The 20,921-nt window shown below is 37.8% G+C and carries 20 protein-coding genes and 2 tRNA genes; all 22 read right to left on the minus strand.

The window, feature by feature from the left end; genetic code table 11:
- Position 1: 1 nt before the first annotated feature.
- Complete coding sequence (locus HXY53_05490) at positions 2–778, minus strand: prepilin-type N-terminal cleavage/methylation domain-containing protein (GenBank protein ID NWF76013.1); 777 nt, start codon at positions 776–778, stop codon at positions 2–4.
- The gene (locus tag HXY53_05495; GenBank protein NWF76014.1) at positions 750–1,115 is read right to left on the minus strand and encodes a type II secretion system protein; all 366 of its coding nucleotides are present in this window, start codon (positions 1,113–1,115) and stop codon (positions 750–752) included. Before HXY53_05495 ends, HXY53_05490 begins: the two co-directional genes overlap by 29 nt.
- 41 nt (positions 1,116–1,156) lie before the next feature.
- A complete protein-coding gene (locus HXY53_05500) occupies positions 1,157–1,621 on the minus strand; it encodes a prepilin-type N-terminal cleavage/methylation domain-containing protein (protein ID NWF76015.1) in 465 nt (154 codons plus the stop codon).
- Positions 1,593–2,021 carry a type II secretion system major pseudopilin GspG gene (gspG, locus tag HXY53_05505; GenBank protein ID NWF76016.1) on the minus strand — a complete coding sequence of 143 codons (429 nt, stop codon included), beginning with the start codon at positions 2,019–2,021 and terminating at the stop codon, positions 1,593–1,595. Before gspG ends, HXY53_05500 begins: the two co-directional genes overlap by 29 nt.
- A gap of 35 nt (positions 2,022–2,056) precedes the next feature.
- Positions 2,057–3,232 carry a type II secretion system F family protein gene (locus HXY53_05510; protein ID NWF76017.1) on the minus strand — a complete coding sequence of 392 codons (1,176 nt, stop codon included), beginning with the start codon at positions 3,230–3,232 and terminating at the stop codon, positions 2,057–2,059.
- A complete protein-coding gene (gene gspE, locus HXY53_05515; protein NWF76018.1) occupies positions 3,213–4,787 on the minus strand; it encodes a type II secretion system ATPase GspE in 1,575 nt (524 codons plus the stop codon). The genes HXY53_05510 and gspE overlap by 20 nt, the downstream gene beginning before the upstream one ends.
- Before the next feature lie 84 nt (positions 4,788–4,871).
- Positions 4,872–7,109, minus strand: a complete 2,238-nt coding sequence (gspD, locus tag HXY53_05520; protein ID NWF76019.1) for a type II secretion system secretin GspD — start codon at positions 7,107–7,109, stop codon at positions 4,872–4,874.
- A gap of 70 nt (positions 7,110–7,179) precedes the next feature.
- Positions 7,180–8,043, minus strand: coding sequence for a PDZ domain-containing protein (locus HXY53_05525; protein ID NWF76020.1), 864 nt, complete (start codon positions 8,041–8,043; stop codon positions 7,180–7,182).
- Positions 8,044–8,324: 281 nt separating this feature from the next.
- Positions 8,325–10,148 carry a S8 family serine peptidase gene (locus tag HXY53_05530; GenBank protein NWF76021.1) on the minus strand — a complete coding sequence of 608 codons (1,824 nt, stop codon included), beginning with the start codon at positions 10,146–10,148 and terminating at the stop codon, positions 8,325–8,327.
- 101 nt (positions 10,149–10,249) lie between these two features.
- On the minus strand, positions 10,250–11,734 hold the full coding sequence (locus HXY53_05535) for an Ig-like domain-containing protein (protein NWF76022.1): 1,485 nt from the start codon (positions 11,732–11,734) through the stop codon (positions 10,250–10,252).
- A gap of 30 nt (positions 11,735–11,764) precedes the next feature.
- The gene (locus tag HXY53_05540; protein NWF76023.1) at positions 11,765–12,391 is read right to left on the minus strand and encodes a hypothetical protein; all 627 of its coding nucleotides are present in this window, start codon (positions 12,389–12,391) and stop codon (positions 11,765–11,767) included.
- A 228-nt stretch (positions 12,392–12,619) separates the two neighbouring features.
- Positions 12,620–14,821, minus strand: a complete 2,202-nt coding sequence (gene pilQ, locus HXY53_05545) for a type IV pilus secretin PilQ (protein NWF76024.1) — start codon at positions 14,819–14,821, stop codon at positions 12,620–12,622.
- Positions 14,818–15,330 carry a pilus assembly protein PilP gene (locus HXY53_05550; GenBank protein ID NWF76025.1) on the minus strand — a complete coding sequence of 171 codons (513 nt, stop codon included), beginning with the start codon at positions 15,328–15,330 and terminating at the stop codon, positions 14,818–14,820. Before HXY53_05550 ends, pilQ begins: the two co-directional genes overlap by 4 nt.
- 2 nt (positions 15,331–15,332) lie before the next feature.
- Positions 15,333–15,944, minus strand: a complete 612-nt coding sequence (pilO, locus tag HXY53_05555) for a type 4a pilus biogenesis protein PilO (GenBank protein NWF76026.1) — start codon at positions 15,942–15,944, stop codon at positions 15,333–15,335.
- Between the two features lie 2 nt (positions 15,945–15,946).
- A complete protein-coding gene (locus HXY53_05560) occupies positions 15,947–16,489 on the minus strand; it encodes a PilN domain-containing protein (protein NWF76027.1) in 543 nt (180 codons plus the stop codon).
- On the minus strand, positions 16,486–17,523 hold the full coding sequence (gene pilM, locus HXY53_05565; protein ID NWF76028.1) for a type IV pilus assembly protein PilM: 1,038 nt from the start codon (positions 17,521–17,523) through the stop codon (positions 16,486–16,488). Before pilM ends, HXY53_05560 begins: the two co-directional genes overlap by 4 nt.
- 82 nt (positions 17,524–17,605) lie before the next feature.
- Positions 17,606–18,496 (minus strand): tRNA pseudouridine(55) synthase TruB, encoded by an 891-nt coding sequence (truB, locus tag HXY53_05570; GenBank protein NWF76029.1) that lies wholly within the window; start codon positions 18,494–18,496, stop codon positions 17,606–17,608.
- A gap of 4 nt (positions 18,497–18,500) precedes the next feature.
- Positions 18,501–18,577: transfer RNA gene (locus HXY53_05575), tRNA-Arg, on the minus strand.
- Positions 18,578–18,585: 8 nt separating this feature from the next.
- Positions 18,586–19,176 carry a hypothetical protein gene (locus tag HXY53_05580; GenBank protein ID NWF76030.1) on the minus strand — a complete coding sequence of 197 codons (591 nt, stop codon included), beginning with the start codon at positions 19,174–19,176 and terminating at the stop codon, positions 18,586–18,588.
- A 69-nt stretch (positions 19,177–19,245) separates the two neighbouring features.
- Positions 19,246–19,338: transfer RNA gene (locus HXY53_05585), tRNA-Ser, on the minus strand.
- 181 nt (positions 19,339–19,519) lie between these two features.
- Positions 19,520–20,368: an RNase adapter RapZ gene (rapZ, locus tag HXY53_05590; protein ID NWF76031.1), complete on the minus strand. Its 849-nt coding sequence runs from the start codon at positions 20,366–20,368 to the stop codon at positions 19,520–19,522.
- Between the two features lie 21 nt (positions 20,369–20,389).
- Positions 20,390–20,914, minus strand: a complete 525-nt coding sequence (gene raiA, locus HXY53_05595) for a ribosome-associated translation inhibitor RaiA (GenBank protein ID NWF76032.1) — start codon at positions 20,912–20,914, stop codon at positions 20,390–20,392.
- Between the last annotated feature and the right edge of the window lie 7 nt (positions 20,915–20,921).

Raw genomic sequence — 20,921 nt, forward strand, 5'->3', positions numbered from 1 at the left:
ATCAGAGGGTTCTTCCTATTTTTGGTTTTGAAATTTCAAAGATATCCAGTGTATTGTCTCTAATCTTTGAAGAAAGTCTAATCCTGATTTCCTCAGGAATATTTCGTGCGATCTCTGTGTCCCATGTCTTAACCCATTGCCCCTTATATCTAACTTCTACGCTGAAGGATTCAAGATTTTCGATGATATCAACTGCTTCTACCTTCTCATCATGGTATGGTGATTCGATTTTCTTCATAAGATTAAGTTTATTGTCTTTCTCTTCCACAAAGTATGAAATCCTTGATAAACCTGATTTTAGTGGTGTAAATGTTGTAAATGTAATCTCTGTTGTTTGCTTCCCATACAGGTCTCGATCCTGAATTTTCAGAAGTGTTTTTTCATCAGCTTCTGACCAGAATACTGAATCCAGTTCACGCCTGAAGATATCAATCGCCCTCCGCATTTCCTGCATCTTCACCATTGATTCATCAAGTCCATTAAGTGCTTTTTCTGTTAGAAAAAAAGTGCTGTAAACCGCTACAAGAACAATGGACAGGATTGCTGAAGCGATAAGGATTTCAATAAGGGTAAAACCACAATTTTTTCTTCTCCTTCGTACCCCATCTTTAATTAAATTCCAAAGGCAGCTATAAAAATTGTCACTGCGAGTGTAAAGAAGCAATCTCGTCTTTTCATGGGAGATTACCACGCACCTCAAAAGTATTCGTGGTGCTCGCAATGACATGAGTTTCAAACGTTCAGGATACTTATGGCTGGAGTTGGGATATAAATTCATTCAATTTCACCTCTTCATCTCCTGCTTTAACTGAAACAATAACCTCTGATATGCCTGCATAAGGTGATTCTTTAACTTTAGTTTCGTAAGAGTAAGAACTAAAGGGGTCTTCAAAATTACCACTTGTATCAGCAGGATTTTTCTCAATCTCAAGCATCTTGTTCTTTGCAAGCAACGTTGAAATAGTTATTTTTTCATGCCTTTCTAAAATACTAAGCTGATAATTTAATGTATATATAAGGGTAACAAGTAAACCACCAACAACAGCAAGTGCGATCAGAACCTCAAGGAGTGTAAAGCCACCTGTTCTAAAAAGGCGGGAATTAAAAATTAACAATTTAAAATTTAAAATTCTCAAATTCCCGAACCCTGGAGGTTTCATTTTGAATTTTGAATTATCTTTACTCTTCCACTCATATGATTAAGCGTTACATCCATAAATTCATTTTCTTTATTCAGGTGTACGTTCAGGTTTTCATTGATTCCAAGAGGTTCAAAGAAGAATATCAACTCTCCAGTAGAAACCAGTCCTCTTGACTGAGTGGTTACTCCGATAACATTGTTAAATTTCTTGCGCTTCTCGCCCTCGGGACTGCTGAAAGACACAGTATTTTCATTAAAATTGAATTTAATCAAAAAAGTCTCTTTTCTCGAGACCGCACTATCATATAAATACCTGAGTAATGAGGCGATTTCTCTTGCTTCTGATTTAAGTTTATTATCTCCAATACCTATAAAAGAAGGCATTATTACAGCCATTACAATAGAAAGGATAAAAATAACAACAATAAGCTCAAGGAAAGTAAAACCTTTACTACATATCCCAACTCTTAATATCCTCATTCTTACCTTCCCCACCTTCCTTTCCGTCTGCTCCATAACTCATGATATCAAAATCGCCATAGATACCGGGAGATATGTAAACATAAGGGTTACCCCACGGATCAAGAGGTATCTTCTTCTGCTCAAGATAACCACCTTCCCTGTATTTAGGTGGTATTTGTCCTGATAATGGTTTCTCAACAAGTGCTTGTAGTCCTTGTTCTGTTGAAGGATAGAATCCATTGTCAAGCTTAAACAGCTTCAATGCTGTTTCGAAATTTTTTATCTGGACTTTTGCCTCAGCAATACGTGCATCATCAGTCCTTCCAATAATCCTTGGAGCCACAATCGCTGCAAGGATGCTAAGAATAAAAACAACGACAATGACTTCAAGCAAAGTAAACCCTCTATTATTACTCATCCCTTCCTCCTAAGATAATCACAAATTTAACTTTTTTACTTTACCAGTTGATTCAACTGGAATATTGGCAATAACACAGCCAGCACAATAAAACCGACAATCAGCCCCATCAGGAGAATCATCCCCGGCTCAAGCAAAGATAGTGCTTTTTGCACCCTCCTTGAAAATTCTTCCTCGTATGAATCTGCTGCCTTTCCAAGAACATCAATGAGTTTTCCACTCCTTTCACCTGTTGAAATAAGTTGCAAAAGAACTGGGGGGAAACCTTCAAGAGAGGTAGAAAGTTTTGCACCCTCTGCAACTTTTTCACCTGCCCTGATAACTTTAATCTCGAGATCTTTGTTACCAATCGAACGTGCTGATAATTCAAGAGCTCTCAGCACAGGAAGGCCACCTTCAAGTAAAAAACCAAGTGTCCTTGTGAAACGTCCGAAATATAGACTTTGAAGTATACCTCCAGGTAATTTAAAAAGAAATCTGTCAATAAGAAGTCTGTTCTTCTCTTTTAACTTTTTGATGCTATATATAATTCCTATAAGAATCCCGATTAAAAACCACCAGTAATTCTGAAAAATTTCACTCACTGCAATAAGAATAACAGTTATAAACGGAAGGGCATTCTGTGTATCATTAAAAATTCTTGTTATTTTTGGTATAACAAACGTGAATAGAAAAGAGAGCACTATAAAACCGATACAGATCATGAATAGTGGATAGATCATTGATGTTCGCACCTTTGATTTGAGGCTACTCTGGGATTCCAGAAAATCTGAAAGACGACTGAGAACAGAATCAAGATTTCCACTCGATTCACCGGCGGAGACCATATTAATATAGAATGCAGGAAAAATTTTTGGATATTCCTCAAGAGCCTTTGAAAAAGCTGAACCTGCTGAAACCCTTTCTTTTATATCAACGATCATATTCTTCCAGAAACCTTTATATTCCTCTGATAGTGAATGTAATGCTTCCATTAATGTTACTCCGGCAGCAAGGAGGATGGATAATTGCCTGGTAAATGATGGAAGAACAGCTGCAGTTGAAGGACTGAATATCCTGAATCTTTTTTTATAGAGTGCTGTTTGAACATCCTTTGGATAAAGGCCCCCTTCCTTAAGTCTCAGGACAGCATCTTTCTGACTGTTTGCCTCTATTGTTCCTTCAACTTCAGAGCCATCGGGTTTATATCCTCTATATTGAAATATCGGCATGGTCTTTCTGGGTTACTCTCAAAACCTCTTCAATGGTTGTAATGCCCTGAAGAACCTTTTCAAGCCCATCCTGTCTGAGTGTTTTCATCCCTCTGGATATTGCATGATTTTTTATCCTCTGTGAATCAACTCGCTCTGTAATCATAGAGCGAATATCGTTGTCTATAACAAGAAGCTCGAAGATACCTGTTCTGCCGAGATATCCTTTACCTTTACATTTTTCACATCCTGCACCTCGATAAAGAAACAACGGAGCACGCTCCACCTTCTCCTCTTGCAACAAGGGGGAAGGAAAAGTAGAGGGTAGCATATTGATAAAATATGACTTCTCTGTATCAGATGCTTCATATGTTATTTTACAGTTATGACATATTGTTCTTGCAAGCCGTTGTGCAAGAACAACTGTAAGTGATGATGCAACAAGAAAAGGTTCTATGCCCATGTCAATAAGCCTCACAATGGCGCTGGGTGCATCGTTGGTATGCAGGGTGCTTAAAACAAGATGCCCTGTTAGAGATGCTTGCATTGCTATCTCAGCAGTCTCAAGGTCTCTTATTTCACCTACCATGATTATATCAGGATCCTGTCTAAGAATTGATCTCAATCCAGATGCAAATGTTAATCCTATCTTCGGATTTACCTGAATCTGTCCGATACCTTTCAATTGATATTCTATTGGGTCTTCCACTGTAATGATGTTCTTCTCTTCAGTGTGAATCCTGTTGAGTGCAGCATACAAAGTGGTTGTTTTTCCACTACCTGTTGGGCCAGTTACCAGAATAATCCCATCAGGCCTCCTTAAATGCTCTTCAAGTGTCCTTTCATCATCTTTACTAAAACCGACCTCCCATAACCCAAGAATACCCTGTTTTCGATCAAGTAGTCTCAGAACTGCCCGTTCCCCATGAGAAGTAGGGATTACTGATACTCTTATATCAATATCTTTTCCGCCAAGGAGTAATCTTATTCTGCCATCCTGTGGAAGTCTTTTTTCAGCAATATCAAGATTGGACATAATCTTGATCCTGCTTATTAATGCATCCTGAATAATTTTTGGTGGACTTAAAACTCTATTTAAAACACCGTCTATTCGAAATCTGACATCAAGTTCTCTTTCATATGGTTCGATATGAATGTCACTTGCCCGCTCTTTTACTGCCTGAAGAAGCAAAGCATTCAGAAGTCTTATAATTGGTGCTTCTTCAGTAAGCTCAATCAGGTCTCTCGGAGCTTCAAACTCAGTTGCTACAGATTGAAGATCTTCTCCAGAAATGGTTCCCATAACTTCTTGTGCAGACCCCAACTGTCCGTAAAATCTATTAATTGCATCTATAATTACATCTGCTTTAACTCTCACGGGTCTCGGTAAGATACCAAGTGCCTTTGACACCTCTTTTAACGCAAGCAACCCCCTATCATCAGCAACAGCCCCGATAAGTTCAGAGTCTTCTATTCTCATTGGAAACATCTGATTGGTCTTTACAAAATTAAGGGGTATATTTCTTAAGATGCTGATGTCTACATCTTCATCTTTAATGGTCTCAATTGTTTCCACGCTTTATAATTTAAACTTGCATTCCCTTTTTTAACTTTCTATTATTCTGCTTCCACAGAAATGACATATGTGAAAGAGTTCTTTTTATTTACCACTTTGAATTTTCCTTATATAATTAGGTTCTGAGTATTCAACTTCATCGTAATGCATAAATTTTTCTATTGCATCTCTAACATCCTGCCCCTTTTTCAAACGAATTAGATATAGTCCCTTTAATTTTGATATGGTTATAACAGAAGCTTTTTCTAATGTAAGTATCTCTTGTATTCTATGCTCTGCGACATCCTCTTTAAATTTTACCAGTAATTCTCCTGGCTTGTATTTATTTTCAGCTCTTGCGAATTCCATATTTTTTTGCTCTGTTAGATTAGAAAGTTGCTCAGATTCTCTTACAATATGAGGAGTCAGGAATACAAGCAGATTAGTTTTACTTTTTTCTACAGTTTTATTTTTAAAAAGCCATCCAAGCAAAGGGATATCCCCTAATATAGGAATCTTATTGAGGCTTTCCTCTTCTCGCTCTTCCATAAGACCACCAATAACAACGGTCTGGTTATCTTTTACTACAACCGTTGTCTTTGTTGAGCGTTTTGTTGTAGTAGGTCCTATATTGATCAGAATCGTCTCTGATTCAGGCTTAACTGCTGATATCTCCTGATATATGTCCATCTTTACATAATCGCCTTCTGTTATCTGGGGTGTAATCCTGAGCGTAATACCAACATCTTTTCTCTCGATAGAACTCAGAACTATATTGGCTGTTGTTGTGATATCTCGCTCTCTCTCTGAAATGAATGGAATGTTTTCGCCAACAACAATTTCCGCTTCTTTATTATCCGAAGTAAGTATCTGAGGTGTAGAAAGGACATTGACTGCACCTTTAAATTCATTCAGGCTGAATAAAGCAGCAAAGCCTGGAATCGTGAAAGTGGTTGTGCTTACTGTGCCATCTTCATTAATAGTTGTCAAAGGAACCTCAAGAAAATTACCCATACCACCTGCTGTTAGTCCTGTAAGTCCAAACAGAATATCCTGCATAGATGTCGCATCAATCGTCCCAAAACCGGCAACTGCCACAGGCTCTCCATCTTTCTCAGCAATAATCCGCCATTTTGCACCAAGTTCCTGCAACTTTTCGATCGAGGCCTCTACTATCATCGCTTCTACATAGACCTGTTTCCTTTTTCTGTCAAGCTGTTTTATAACCTGCACAAGATTCTGATAATCACCGGGCGAAGCAACTATAACAATAGAATTTGTTGCTTTGTCTGGTGATAGTATAATTTTGCTTCCTGATTCGAAAGGTGTTTTCACAGTCTGCGCACCAGTTTGAATTGACTTAACCTGTTGAGATATTCCAACAAGCATACCTTCAAGCACCTTGCTGAGTTCTGTTGCATCTGCATGTTCGAGGAAATAAACATTAATCTTGCTGGTTGCCTCAGGCAAAGGAATGTCAAGCAGAGCGATCATTTTCTTCATAGACTGTTTTTCCTGTTTATCTGCAACAAGCACGACAGCGTTTAATCTTGTATCTGCAAAAACATAGTTTTTCATCTCATCAACAGAAACTGTGCTTGCAGTTTCACCTGGGCGTGGTGTGCGTAAAGACTGAGGCTGTATCTTGCTGCTTATAGAAAAAGCCTCAGTAATAATCTTAACTACATCTTCAGCATTTGCATATTTGAGCAATATCAATTCAGGCTCTTCAACTCCTGGCCTGTCAATTGAGTCAAGTATCTTCAATATTTTTTCGATATTCGAGACTGAATCAACAATCATAATCATATTACCTGGTCCGAAAGAGGAGATATGTCCATTCTGTGAAATTATGGGCTGTAAAAAACTTACTGCTTTTGAAGATGATATTGATTGCAATTGTATTAGCCTCGTAATATAAGCATCACTGCCTGGCATGACGTCTTCTTTTACTATTTCAGTGCCTGACTGTTTTGCCTGTTGGAGTGGCACTATCTTATATACTTTTCCAGATGGCACAACCGTAAATCCTTTTATTTCAAGCACAGACGTGAAAAGATTATATGCATCATCTACAGAAAGTTTTGAAGGTGCTATTATCGTCACGCTACCTTTCACATTGTCATCAAACACGAAATTCTTACCAGTAATATCACTGATGAACTTCACAACAACAGGTATCTCTACATCAACAAAGTTTACTGTGACCTTTTTGTCTTTTGACTGTTGCTGGGTTTTCGTCTCGGCAAAAGATGAAGGATGAAGTATGAATAATGAAAAGAGAATAAAAAGAATTATGAAGAATGAAGAATGAAGGATGAAAACACCTCTCTTTCTATGCATTTTGTTTAATCCTCATTTTCTTAATAATTAAAGTAAAAATAGCAATTTATTCATCCGTATTTTATTAATTCTACTGTATCTGATATGTCATTGTCATCTTTGCCCCAGACCTGATTAAATCTACCTGCACTCTATCCAGCCCTTTCAGAGCTGAAAATGCCTGTAATGCCCTTTCAGGGTTTGATATATCGTATTCATTAATACGTAGTAAAACATCCCCATTCTGAAGTCCAAGGCTGTGGTAAATACCTCCTGGCTTTACTTCACTCAGGATAAAACCCTCCTCTTTTCCATTAACAACATTTGGTTTTAATCTTGCATCAGTCATCATCTTAGAAGGATTTGCAATCATCTGTTGAAGATTTCTCTGGTCTACAATATAGGTTCCTTTTCCTACCTGTTTTGCAAAAAGAGAATTTGGAGGAATTTGTTTACGCACTTCTCTTATTTTTAAATCTTCAAAATTAACTTCTGTTATTTTTCCATCTTGCCGTATAAGCACCCTGTCGGTTTTTACCATATATAACTCGCCAAGTCCTGATACATTCTCTCCAGCCTTAAACATCTCCTGTATTCCAGAACTTCTCCTGAAAATTGCATAGCTCAATTTTTTTGGCCCAACAACAGTTCCGATTAAAACAACATCGCCTTGCTGTATGTTCGCACTCCCAGAAGAAGCAAGAGACCTGATTTCTCCTCCTAAGAAACCAAAAGGATTATTTTTCAGTATCTTTGAATAATCTGTTAGCTGTAGTTCAGACTGTGAATCTGTCTTATCTGATGATTCCTGTGTATTTATCACTGCCTTATCTCCCCTTGTAAACGAATGGGAGATGATATCACGTGCAAAAAGAAGTATTACAACAAAGAGCAGGATACTTAAAATAATGTTTATGTAAAAAATGGTTCTATTTGTTAGCACTGCTGATTTCAATATTCATTTTCTCCGTATACTCGCAATAAATTGCTGTCTCGATCTTTCGTAGCCGCACACTTTAGTTTGCGCAAAATATACGCCGTCTCGAAAACTTTCGGGACTGCTGCTACCATTGTGACTAATTTATCTCCCCTTACTTGAGGGGAGATAACACCGGCATGCTCCCTTCATGCAAGTATGTTATTAAAAATAAGAATGAATGTAAAGTTTTCAAATAAAAACAGCATTGCAGACTTTATAAGCCGCAATGCTGTTTTTCTCATGCTATCTAATTAAGGTTACTTCCTTCTTCTTAACAAGAATATGTAAACAACTGGTAGAAGCATTACAGCAAGATTAGCAAGAGCAGTTGGTGTATTTTGACTTCCACCTATAGAGCATCCTCCATTGTCATCGTCGTCATCTACAGAACTGGAAGGGGTAGCAACCAGAAACTCATTAGAATAATTGGATTGTGCAGTTAAAGGTGCTGGAGTTCCTGCAGGATTTGGGAGCAAGCTATATGCGCTTATTCTGTATGCATATGTTGTGCCTGGAGAAACTGTATTATCATTAAAGGATTCGACATTGGCTCCAACCGTCGCTACAGTTGTAAAAGGTTCAGTGCCTGTGCGTCTCTCTATTGTATATCCATCCTCACCTGTAGCATTATCTTCCCATGAAATTGAAATCTGCCTTGGAGAAGTAGCGTATATAGACAAATTTGAAGGAGTAAGCAGTGAGGATATTGCACTGTATGCATTTATTCTACCACCTGTAAAAATCCAGTCAATTAGTGTTGGTTTTACATCAACATATCTGAGGATCATTCCTCGTATCTGGGAGTAGCTTGCGTTCGTATAATAGCTCATGAGAAGGCCTGCAAGTCCTGATACATGCGGAGCAGCCATAGATGTTCCTTCCAGAAATTCTTTATCAGACATATCACTATAAAGATTCTGAGGGATGGTGCTCAGTATATATACACCAGGGGCAGCGACATGGACCGTGTTTGTCCCGTAATTGCTGAAAGGAACCCTTACGTCGTCCTGGTCTGTTGCAGCAACAGATATGATGTTGGGAAGGTAACGACTGTAACTGGCAGGATAGAATGGAGTGAGGTCATTGTTGTCTCCAATTCCATCTCCGCCGAGCTGACCATTTCCTGCTGCAGCCACAAAGAGCACACCTCTTGTATTTGCTGATGATATTGCTTCATAAAGACTCCATGAAAAAGCACCATAACCTCCCCAACTGGCATTAATAACCTGTGCACCATTATCTAAAGCGTATTCAATGCCGTCTATTATATCCATATCGTTTCCAACACCCATAGAATCAAGAATTTTTACAGGCATCAACCGGACGTTCCACATCACTCCTGCAATCCCTGTTCCATTATTTCCGAGAGCACCAATAATACCGGCAACATGGGTGCCGTGTTCGTTGTCATCCATAGGATCATTATCACTGTTCACAAAGTCCCATCCCAGACAGTCATCTCTGTATCCATTGCCATCATTGTCAACATTATTTGTGCAGTTTGGTTCGCCTGGATTTTTCCAGATGTTCAGGATAAGGTCAGAATGGTGGTAATCTATTCCTGTATCAAGCACAGCGATTACAACATTATCACTTCCTGTTGATATATCCCATGCCTCTGGAGCATCTATATCGGCATCAGGAGTACCATTGGCATATAAGCCAAGATTAATGAGTCCCCACTGGTCTTTAAAATAAGTGTCATTCGGTGATGTCAAAGCAGCGCGTCTGATATAGTTTGGTTCTGCATATTCAACATCTGGATTGGACATATATTGCATTATTGCATCCTGAACAGAGACTCCATCCGGCAGTTTTACCTGCTCGAGGTTCGGGACAATATTCACGCTTTTCATTACAGTTGCACCGATACTCTTATGGGCTGCACGTGATGAAGATTTGAATTTTACAAGCAATTCGCCCTCTACATATTCAGCATTACTCATCTGTGCAATAATGGAATTAGCAGTGGCTTTTACACTGCTTGTTGAGCTTGAAGAATCCGAAGAGATGTTCGTAGTTTGATCACTTCCGCATGATATCAGAAAAATTGATAGGAAAAGATATAATAATTTTTTCATTGTATCACTCCTTTATTTATCCTTTTGCACCTTCATTCAGAATTCTTCAACTTTCCACATATATAGGGGCGGGCTTCTTGCCCACCCTTATGTTTATTTAATTAATCTACTACAGTAATTGTGAATATATATGCAACTGCAGGATTTCCTGCCAGATCTTCAACACCTGTTCCAACATTTATTATATATTGATGACTTGGATCTGGTGCTACTGGTCCAAATGTTCCTCTTAATGTCACATTTGCTCCTGAACAGCTGGTGACTGTCCAATCTGCTATAACTGGACTTCCCCCAACTGGATTTATTGATATTGTTGCTGGTGTAACCGTAGAACAGTCAATGTTTTCACTAAATGTTATTGTAACAGGTGCAGGATCTCCACCAGCATCAGAAATGTCAAGTTGATAATTAGGAGGACCGGGTGTTGTAGCTGTCACCGTCGGTGATGTTGTATCTGGTTCAGGTGCCGGTGGCTCTTCAGGCTCTTCTTCAGGCCCTATTATTGTCACAGTCACATTACCTGATTGTCCACCTGCAGAAGCAGTAATTCTTGCAGTAGCAGTTGTTCCTGCAGGTATATCAGGAGCAGAGTATGTTGTCTCTGCTATACCGTCTGTTGTCGTAGCAAACGGGTCAATTCCTCCGTTGGTCGTTATGAAATTCACGCTTGTGCCGTCAGGTGCCGGTGTCCCGGCTGTTGTCATCACAGAAGCTGTAATGGTGGATGTGCCTCCTGAATCAACCGATATCGGATTTGCAGATACACTTACACTCGCAATTTCTACAGGCTCAACTGTTAGTGCAACAATATTATATGCACCGTTTTCTGCAATCGCCCATACATTAAAAGCTGTTTGAGATGGCATAAGGGCTGCTGGCACAATCATTAACGGCACAGATGCCTGTCCAAGGTTATTGGTAATAGCCGTATCTCCTGCCGGGAAAACTATGTCGCATGTCTCACTACCGTCACTGCATTCAGCATTAGGGTCTGTCCCAACTTTGTAAGGCCTGTCCGAACCAAATTGAACAGTCATTCCACTGAAAAGTACTGCTGAATTATAAACAGTTGCTGTTAAAGTAACTGTATTGTCATCTGATGTTTCCAGTAATGTAAAAGGATTACCGCTACCAGAAACCGAAAGGTCAAGAGAAGGCGTGAGTGCACTGTCGCTATATCTTGAAAAGAATACTGTCCTCTGGTCCCTGTGGACTCCCATTGCTGTATCAACTTCTGCCTGGATTGTTGAAAAGCCTTCTGTTGTAGATTTGAGGACAACCGTTGCTATCCCGAGATTATCTGTCTTCACATTTGTATCGCTAAGTCTGCCAACTGCTGAGAGATTTGTAAATATTACCCTCTCATTTTTAACAGGAACGCCGTTTCCATCAAGAACCCTTGCATGTATAGTTATCTCGGTATTGGTCTGAGCAATATTATGGGAAGGCAACACCTTAACGACCGAAGCCACCTTAGGATTTTCGCCTTCTGGAGTGCTTGAATCTCCTGCTCCTCCTCCGCCACATCCACTGATAGCACAAAGGTATAAAGCCATCAGTGTAAATGCTATGATGATTTTTTTCATCGTATCCTCCAAATCTATTATTGCTTATCTTTAATCACAATTATCAAAATTACCTATCTGGAACTCTGCATTTGCCTTGATTTTAAATTTCTGACCAAGTTCATTTTTACCCTCTAAAATGTATGTAGCTGTATAATTATTAATATAAGATAATCCATAACTGTATTGTCCTGACATAACATCCTGTGCATATTTTTCTTTTCTTAGAAGGTCGAGAAACACCAATGTATAAGTTACTTCCATAGAACCCTGGGCGCTTGGTTGTGGTATAACAATAGTTTGATAACCAACATATGTTTCTATAGGAGGTGCTCCAATTGAATCAGCCGACCTCCTGTATTGAACTGTGTATTTTTCTATATACAAATTTCCAGGCGCATATATAGCACCTGGGTTAATAAATCTTGCGGTTATTGTCACATCTGCAACATGGTTTTGAAAAACTTCATATTCATCACCGCAAAAATCCTGAAATGCATCAACAGAATTTGTATTTTGGTCTAAATATTTCGGGACGACATACGCCTCAACTATAAGCCCAATATCCTCTGTGCCTTCACTTCCAGGAGAACCCGGACCTTCACTACCACATCCAAGAAGTATTAAAAGAATTAATATGCTTAAAAATTTAAAAAGCAATATATGATTTCTTTTCATCTCTCCTCCTACCAGTATTTAAAAATCCAAAAACCTGTTGGCATTGTTCAGAGTTTAATATTCCCCAGATCCAGCAACAAGAATCGTCATTGCGAGTGTAACAAAGCAATCTCGTCTTTTCATGGGAGATTGCCACACACGGTTCAGGTGCTCGCAATGAAAAGAATGTCAGAAGCTTGGGATGCTTATCATTGGATTTGGGTATCCCGTATCTGGGTTTTCTTACCATCAGGGCTTCTCCACAATTCTCGGCGTAATAAATATGAGAAGCTCACTCGTATTTGATTGATTTAATCTGTTTTTGAAAAGCCAGCCTAATATTGGTATATTCATTAAACCAGGAACTCCTGAATCCTGTTCGCTTGTCTGTATTTTATACATACCACCTATTACGACGGTTTCACCGTCCTTAATAATAACGTTTGTATTTGCTTCTTTCTTGTCAGTCCCCGGCACACCTTCAACAGATGGGACAGAGGGATCAAGTTCCTCTTTCTTTAAATTGAGCTCCATGCTGATTGAACCATCAGGCGTAATATGAGGAGTTACAACAAGTTCGAGGGTAACGTCTTTAAATTCAGTAGATACTGTTCCCTCTGTAGTAAGCCTTCTTACAGGTATACTCTTACCCTGTAGGATTTTTGCTTTTCCATTGTCAATCGTTAATATTTTTGGATTTGAGATGACCTTACCTTTTCCTACTGTCTCAATTGCAGAGAGCTGAAAATCAAGTCCTATTGTTCTTGATGGGTCTAATATACCAAAAGTAAATCCTGAACCAGATAATGCACCAACATTTTTTGCAGGGAAATCAACAAGATAATTACCTCCGGTAAATGGCCCTTCAGAAAGAAGTGGCACCCCGGATAGACCTCCTGCTGAAAGAAGGGTATTACTTGATTGATAATTTATGCCCCACTGTATTCCAAGATCTTTTGTAGTAGCAGTATTGACTTCAACAATTCGAGCCTCTACCAGAACCTGAGGCGTTGGTTTATCAAGGGTCTTAAGTATTTCCTCTATTCCAGGGAATACAGAAGCTATATCTTTTACAATCATGGTACTTGTTCTCTTATCAACATTTATGCTACCCCTCTGAGATATAAGCTTTGCATTCCTTATAGCATTTTCAACAATAGCAACATCAGCATAGCTGATTTCGAAAACTCTTGTTTCAAGTGCCTCTGCTTTCATTCCTGCTTCTTCTGCTTTTACTTTCTCTTCGCTTTCTTTTGCAAAAATAGTATGAGGAGCAATTCGTATTACATTGCCTTCAACAGATTTACCAAGACTGAACGTCTTGAGTATTGTGTCGAATGCCTGATTCCATGGCACATCTCTGAACTTCATAGTGGCTTTACCCTTAACATCAGGATGGATAAATAGATTACATCCGCTTATATCGGCAAATAATCTGAATATCGGAACAATATCCTGATCCTGGAAATCAAAATTGACAACTTCCTTGCCTTCGAGATATGAATAACATTTACTGCCAACCATTGCAGCCTCTTCTTTAAGCGGTCTGGATAAAGTTTTTTCTTTCTCCGCTTCGATAGAGACTAAAGGACTTGCTTCCATTACAGTCCCCAACAATGTTAAGACAATAGAGTCACCAATTGATGAAACATCAAAATTTGTGTCCTCTTTAAGGTCAAGAACAAGGCGAATCTTGTCTTCATGCTTACCTGCTCTTACACCTTTAACAGGGGATACAACTTCTGAAGGTATCTGCGCATTCATTTCCACATTATATATATCTATTACAATTCTGTTATCCAGAGGAAATACATTTGGTATCATCGAGCCATTACCCTTGATAATAAATTTGATTGCATCCTCCGTACTCTCAAATGATAACTCTGTTATTGCTGTTGCTTCAGGTAAAGGCTGGATTAATGGCATATCCTCTTTTTCTTCTTTTATCTCAGTTTTTATCTCAGAAACTTTAGGTGCGGGGAGTTCTTTTTTAATCCCCTCTTCTTTAACTGTGACTGTTAGCACGCTATTTTTATAAATATGGTCAATTGTTGCTGGCGTATCAAGAAGCAGTTCGAGTCTTGCCATTAAAGATGGCGTCTCTATCTGTGATGGCGTTAACTCTGAAATACCCTTCTTACTAGAAATTATTTTCTGCTTGAAATTCCCGATTGATACATCTGGAAGGTCTATAACAATTTTATATGGATCATCAGGTTTATAAATGGTATATATGAAAGGTTTATTGCCTGTTATTGTTACCTGATTATCCTGTATATTAATTGCTACAATTTTAACAGGTTCAGGAGCTTTTAAGGTTTCCTTTCCTGCTTGCGTTGTTGCACAGCCATAAAATATAAGAAGCATAGAACATAAAAAAATAATATATGCCACTCTGCTCAATCTTATATTCTTTAACATTTCATTCTTAATATATAATTTTTGATTCATTCTTCTTCCCCCTTATGGAGTTTCAATATTGAATCTCTTGGCTTTATATCACCTCTGTAATCTTTCACATACTCCCTGATTAATACGGTATCTTTGGTTATTTTCTCAACCTTTCCACCCATTAGCCCTAATGTCATTCCTTCTGTTATTGTATAGGCTTTTTTATCAGGTAATTGTATGAGTGCATAAAATTTATCTTTTTCCCATGCGATTGCAAGTAACCGGATTTCATCGACGTCATAACTTTCTATTGGACTCGCTCCCTTCTTTTTAAGGGGTTTTTGTTTTGTAGTAACAATTAGCGAAATAAATGGATCTCTTTTACCTTTTGAGTCATAGGCATATCCTTCTGGGATAATCTGCTTTGCCTCTTCCGAAACCCTTGATTCAGGCTGGGTTACCGTCTCTTTTGGCTGTTCGGCTACAGGTTTCTTCATTGGTTGCTCTTTCTTACATCCAATAAAAGTTATGAATAAAACTGCTATCAATAAAAAGATAACTTTTTTCATTATCATTTGCCTGCCTCTTGTCCCTTTGCCAGTTCTTCTTCAGGGACTGAGGAAAATGTTGTTGCAGTAAAAGTTACTTTTATTTCCGCAATCCCCCTTTCTGTTTTCGGGTTACCAAGCTTTATATCAGAAATATTTACAATTCTGGCAAGCTTTGTTAAACTGCTGAAAAAATATCCAAGGCTATGATAATTGCCAATAAGTTCAACATTGACAGGAATCTCATACACAATTCCGCTTGGATGATTTCTTTTCTGCTGAGGCCTCCAAAGAGCTATTTTCATTCCTGCCTGAATACATAAGTCTGAAACCTGTTTCAACAACGTTGAAACCTCTTTTTCCTCAGGCAATTGCAGTTTCAATTCACTCAGTCTCTTTTTGAGATTTTCATTCTCCCTCATAAGTTCCGGAAGTTTTGCTGCCTTAGCCTGGTTTTTTGCTATCTCATTTTCCTGTGCAGATATTTTTACGTCAAGTGCCTTAATCTCTTTGTTCTTTGGCAAAATAAAAATGAAAAGAGCAAGAATAATGATTAATATTGCAGGAGCAAAGGTTATTATAAACTTTACATAAGGAGGAATATTCTTAAGATTAATATTTAATTTTAATGCCATGTTTAAACCTTCATTTTTAATGTAAGTTTAAATTGATAAACAGGTATCTTTTCAAATTCTGCACTCTTGGATTCCTGCAAATAAATATCAGTGAATGTCTGTGAATTTTTTAAGTTGTCCACAAAAGCAACTATATCTGTATTGGTGAAGCCATACCCATCAATACTCACATCACTAACACCTTTTACATTCATCGCTGTAAACCAGATTCCATTTGGAAGAAGCATATTTATTTCATCAAGAAGCTTCACGGGGATGCTCTTGTTTTTGCTGAGTTGTTCGATTATTTTATTGCGCTCCTCAAACATCTTGTTTTTCTTCTCAAAATCCTCTACTGCTTTAATCTGTTCTTTGAGCTCTGCTATCTTTTGTTCATTAGCAGCAAATTTAGATTTTCTGTCTGATAAGCGTGAACTGTAAAAGAATACAAGATAAGCCATTACTATAAATATGACTAATGTAACTAATACAGTGCTGATAACAAATGTAGGTACTGGCTTCGGTTTCTTTTTCCTTTTAACTGGTAAAAGATTAACTTTTATCATCTATCACCCTGCCTCCTGAGTGCTAAGCCTGCTGCGACTGCTGCTATTGGTGCTGTTTCTTCGATATATGATAGATCAAATTTTTTTGGTATCTTAATGTTTTTAAACGGTTGCATGATTTTAGTTTCAACACCAATCTTTTCGGCAAGAAGCCTGGGGAAGTCTTTTATAAGCGCACAACCGCCACTCAATATAATTTCATTAATCTCTTCATGGAAATATTCCAGTGAACGATTTACTTCACCAATTATTTCCTCTGATGCCAATTCCATTACGGAATATGCGTCCTGCGGGCTTACATTTTCAACAGGCTCACCTTTTTTAAGCCTCTCTGCAACTTCATATGTAAGATTAAATTCCCGCTGGAGCACCTCAGTATGCAGATTGCTCCCAAAAGCACTATCTCTGGTAAATACTGAGACTCCACCTTTTAAAATGTTCATATTGATTGTGCTTGCCCCGATATTTACAAGAGCAATATTTTTCCCTGGTTCAATTTCATAATTAACTTCATATATGTTTTCGAGAGCAAATGAATTGACATCAACGATTATAGGATTAAAACCACTTTCCTTTACAACTGAAATATATTCATTAATGATGTCCTTTTTGACAGCAACCAGTATAACATCCATTTGACCTGGCTCTTCCTTAGGACCAAGAATCTGAAAATCAAGATTGACATCATCAATGTCAAAAGGTATATATTGTTCTGCTTCGAATTTTATTGACTCTGAGAGTTCTTCTTCAGACATTTCAGGGAGTGAAACTCGCTTGATAATTACAGATGAATGGCCTGCCATACTGATTATGACATCTTTTGTTTTTATCTTAGCCTTTCTTGACAACTCTTTTATAGAATCGACAAGTCTGATAGAATCTATAACTGAACCATCAACAATGAGTTCTGGCGGGAGAGGTAACATATCAAATAGTTCAAGTTCATAGCCACTTTTTGTATCTTTTAGTTGGACAATTTTTAAATATCCTGAGCCGATATCTAATCCAATCGAACTCTTTCCACTAATAAACATAGCTTATGAATACCAAAAAAATTAATTCTTGTCAAGTGTTTTTTTCATTAATATTAAAAGATTTGCCCTAAATCCTTAGAATTTAGTTTAAGAATCTCTCTATTTTTATTTCTTTATCTTGAATTTTCCCTATCCCAAAAAGTCTTTTATCAGGACTTTTAAGTCTAACATAACGTTCTGAAAAGAACTTTTCAGATATATCTTTTTCCAGAGTTTTAAAAAGAGAAATATTTACAGGCAGACCATTCTTTGCTTTATTATAGGCATTTTCATCAAAAACAACCTCTTGAAGATGCGATAATGCTAAATCTATTGAATATTGAGCACAGGCTTTTACTTGTATTTCTTCTTCTGAAGCTGAATCATTAATTTTGAAATTACCTATACGCGTTCTTACAAGTGAATGCATATGTGCTCCCACACCTAATTCGTTACCTATGTCGTGGCACAATGTCCGTATATATGTTCCTTTTGAACACACTACTTTTATGTCAATATATGGTAAATCAATCCCTAATATATCAATAGAATAAATATTGATTTTTCTGGGACGTCTCTCTATTGCCACACCCTGTCTTGCAAGTTTATATAATGGCTTACCTGATACCTTTATTGCTGAATACATAGGTGGCACCTGTTCAATCTGACCTGTGAATCTGGATAAGACTTTCTCTATGGAAGAATACAAATTTAATGAAGAAAGTTCACCTCTGGCTGTTATTTTACCTGAAGAATCGTATGTATCTGTACTCTCCCCGAGCTTTAACTTTACAATATATTCCTTATCGAGGTCCGATAAAAATCGAGCTATCTTTGTAGCTTTGTTCAAGCATATGAGAAGGACGCCTGTTGCTATCGGGTCAAGAGTTCCTGCGTGACCTGCCTTTTTTGCAGTAAAAAGACGTTTAACTCTTGTTACAGCCTGCTGGGAAGAAATATCCTTTGTTTTGTTGAGGTTAATGACAATATTCATTTAGTGGCGCGCCCAGGAGGATTCGAACCCCCGACCTGCGGATTCGTAGTCCGACGCTCTATCCAGCTGAGCTATGGGCGCATTCCATTTTATTTTTTTACACCCTCTTTAAGAAATATGCTGTATTTTGGATGCTCAAATGGGTGTATTGCAGGAACCTTTGCGAACAACCAGCCCCACTGTTTTCCGGAAGCTGGAAAAATCTTTTTGTTATTTTCAAAAACCTGCACACTTAGTGCAGGGTTTTTTGGCTGATTTGTTGATGATGTTAGGGTCATTCCATCCATTTTGAAATCAGGGAGAAAATCACCTACATGAAGATTTAGATTTGTATTAGGAATTTTGAATTCACTATTGAGTTTAACTAAATATTCCTGTTTTGTCTTAGCAACTTTATCTTCAAAAATAATCCTCGCTCCACTCCATTTACCTTTGACTGATTCAGGCACAACAATCTTTGTTTTTACCCTCTGCATCATCATCCCTTGCCCTTCAGGCTGTTGTCCCTGCTGTGTCATTGAAGGGGGCATCTGCCCGGGAGGGACAGGTTCTGATAATATTGGCCCTGTTCCCATAGGCGCAGGCGCCTGCTGGACAGGTTGCTGTGGTTCTTTCTTCTCACATGCTGACAATGATAAAATCAATAGAAGAAATACTATCAATATAAAAACTTTTTGCATCTAATCCTCCTTATATGTTGAAAATTTTCTTATATCACTGTTCAATTTTAACTATTTACTGCCGTTAACTGGCGGAGAGGCAGGGATTCGAACCCTGGGTGAAGTTTTACCTCCACAACCGCTTAGCAGGCGGCTGCCTTCGACCAGCTCGGCCACCTCTCCTTAAAAAACCAACCAACAATCAGTAGTCAATAATCTGTGTATATACAGAAAACAGCAGTTTATACACAGACACTGAAAATTTATTTTACCGCAAACTTGTTAAAAAAAAGAATATTAATTACGGCAACAATTATACTAACACAGCTCAAATAAAACTTTGTTAAGAAAATGGAGTGCAAAATTATCTGATATCACGATGAATAATATCAATATCAATTGGATGTTTTTTAAGATAATCACGCAATTTTTCTACTATAGCCGGAGAACGGTGATTACCTCCTGTACAACCTATACCAACTGTAACATATAATCTACCTTCTTTAAGATATTGTTCGATAAGAAAATCCAGAAATTCCTTTATTTTTTTTATAAAAGTTTTGGAATTATGATGCCTGAATACATAATCAGAAACTCTTTTATCTGTGCCTTTAAGTTGTTTTAATTCTGGTATGAAGTTTGGATTTGGAAGGAATCTTGCATCAAAAAGCAGATCGAGGTTCTGAGGAAGGCCGTATTTAAAACCGAAAGATATCAGGATTAGCCTCATAGCTTTAGTACCTTTTTTTATTCCATAGATACAGGTAATAAGTTGTCTCAGTTGATGTGGGGAAAATGGAGACGTATCAATAACTCTATCAGAATCATCTTTCAGAAAAGAAAGCCTTTCTTTCTCTTTTCTGATAGCTTCTTCAATCTTTCCTCCAAGGGGATGTGGCCTTCGAGTCTCTTTAAATCGCCTGACCAGCACTTCCTTTTCTGCTTCAAGGAAGATAATATCAGTTTTATATTTATTTTTCAAAATCTTAAGTGCATTTTTAATACCTGATAAAAATCCCTTCTCCCTAATATCAATCCCGATTGCAATCTTCCTGATATTTTTATTTCTGGATACAATCGAAACAAGGGAATCAATCAGGGCAACTGGAAGATTATCCACACAAAAGTAACTGGAATCTTCAAGTGCCCTTAAAGCAACGGTTTTGCCGGAACCGGAAAGACCCGTGATTATAACAATAATTGGTTCCTTCATAATTCATATTTCATACTTTCTTTATTTCACTGGTTCAATCAATCCAAAATTGCCATCTCTTCTCCGGTATATGACATTGATATCCCCACTATTGTCATTGGTAAAAACAAAGAAATCCTTATCGAGTAGTTCCATCTGCATTACTGCCTCATCAGGGCTCATTGGTTTCAGTTCAAAACGTTTGTTTTTTATAATTTTCCCAACTTCAGCAGGAATTTCTACTTTAGCTGAAACAGTGCTGGTTTTTCCTTCATTCTTTCTGTGAGAAACAAGTTTTTCCTTATATTTCTTTATCTGACGTTCGAGTTTCTCTGATACCTCATCAATAGACGAATATACCTCACCAGTAACACTCTCAGCCTGAATAAGGACCCCATTAGCCTTAAGCAATACTTCTACCTTATGCCTATACTTTTCAACTGTTATAGTAACAATAGCTTCAGTTATACTTGAAAGATATTTGTTTATTCTCTTAATCTTTTTCTCTGCATAACTTTTTAAAGACTGTGTAATCTCAAGGTGTCTTCCTGTCACAATAATATTCATAAATCCT

This window comes from Nitrospirota bacterium (genome assembly GCA_013388455.1).
Taxonomy (GTDB): domain Bacteria; phylum Nitrospirota; class Thermodesulfovibrionia; order Thermodesulfovibrionales; family SM23-35; genus JACAFF01.

Bases quoted from the DNA above. Each gene is read 5' to 3' on its own strand.
- HXY53_05540 (NWF76023.1), bottom strand. From the start codon at position 12,391: ATGAAAAGAAATCATATATTGCTTTTTAAATTTTTAAGCATATTAATT.
- gspD (NWF76019.1), bottom strand. From the start codon at position 7,109: ATGCATAGAAAGAGAGGTGTTTTCATCCTTCATTCTTCATTCTTCATA.
- HXY53_05560 (NWF76027.1), bottom strand. From the start codon at position 16,489: ATGATAAAAGTTAATCTTTTACCAGTTAAAAGGAAAAAGAAACCGAAG.
- HXY53_05490 (NWF76013.1), bottom strand. From the start codon at position 778: ATGAATTTATATCCCAACTCCAGCCATAAGTATCCTGAACGTTTGAAA.
- pilQ (NWF76024.1), bottom strand. From the start codon at position 14,821: ATGAATCAAAAATTATATATTAAGAATGAAATGTTAAAGAATATAAGA.
- HXY53_05550 (NWF76025.1), bottom strand. From the start codon at position 15,330: ATGAAAAAAGTTATCTTTTTATTGATAGCAGTTTTATTCATAACTTTT.
- gspG (NWF76016.1), bottom strand. From the start codon at position 2,021: ATGAGTAATAATAGAGGGTTTACTTTGCTTGAAGTCATTGTCGTTGTT.
- pilM (NWF76028.1), bottom strand. From the start codon at position 17,523: ATGTTTATTAGTGGAAAGAGTTCGATTGGATTAGATATCGGCTCAGGA.
- HXY53_05500 (NWF76015.1), bottom strand. From the start codon at position 1,621: ATGAGGATATTAAGAGTTGGGATATGTAGTAAAGGTTTTACTTTCCTT.
- HXY53_05530 (NWF76021.1), bottom strand. From the start codon at position 10,148: ATGAAAAAATTATTATATCTTTTCCTATCAATTTTTCTGATATCATGC.
- raiA (NWF76032.1), bottom strand. From the start codon at position 20,914: ATGAATATTATTGTGACAGGAAGACACCTTGAGATTACACAGTCTTTA.
- truB (NWF76029.1), bottom strand. From the start codon at position 18,496: ATGAATATTGTCATTAACCTCAACAAAACAAAGGATATTTCTTCCCAG.
- rapZ (NWF76031.1), bottom strand. From the start codon at position 20,368: ATGAAGGAACCAATTATTGTTATAATCACGGGTCTTTCCGGTTCCGGC.
- HXY53_05510 (NWF76017.1), bottom strand. From the start codon at position 3,232: ATGCCGATATTTCAATATAGAGGATATAAACCCGATGGCTCTGAAGTT.
- HXY53_05580 (NWF76030.1), bottom strand. From the start codon at position 19,176: ATGCAAAAAGTTTTTATATTGATAGTATTTCTTCTATTGATTTTATCA.
- HXY53_05535 (NWF76022.1), bottom strand. From the start codon at position 11,734: ATGAAAAAAATCATCATAGCATTTACACTGATGGCTTTATACCTTTGT.
- pilO (NWF76026.1), bottom strand. From the start codon at position 15,944: ATGGCATTAAAATTAAATATTAATCTTAAGAATATTCCTCCTTATGTA.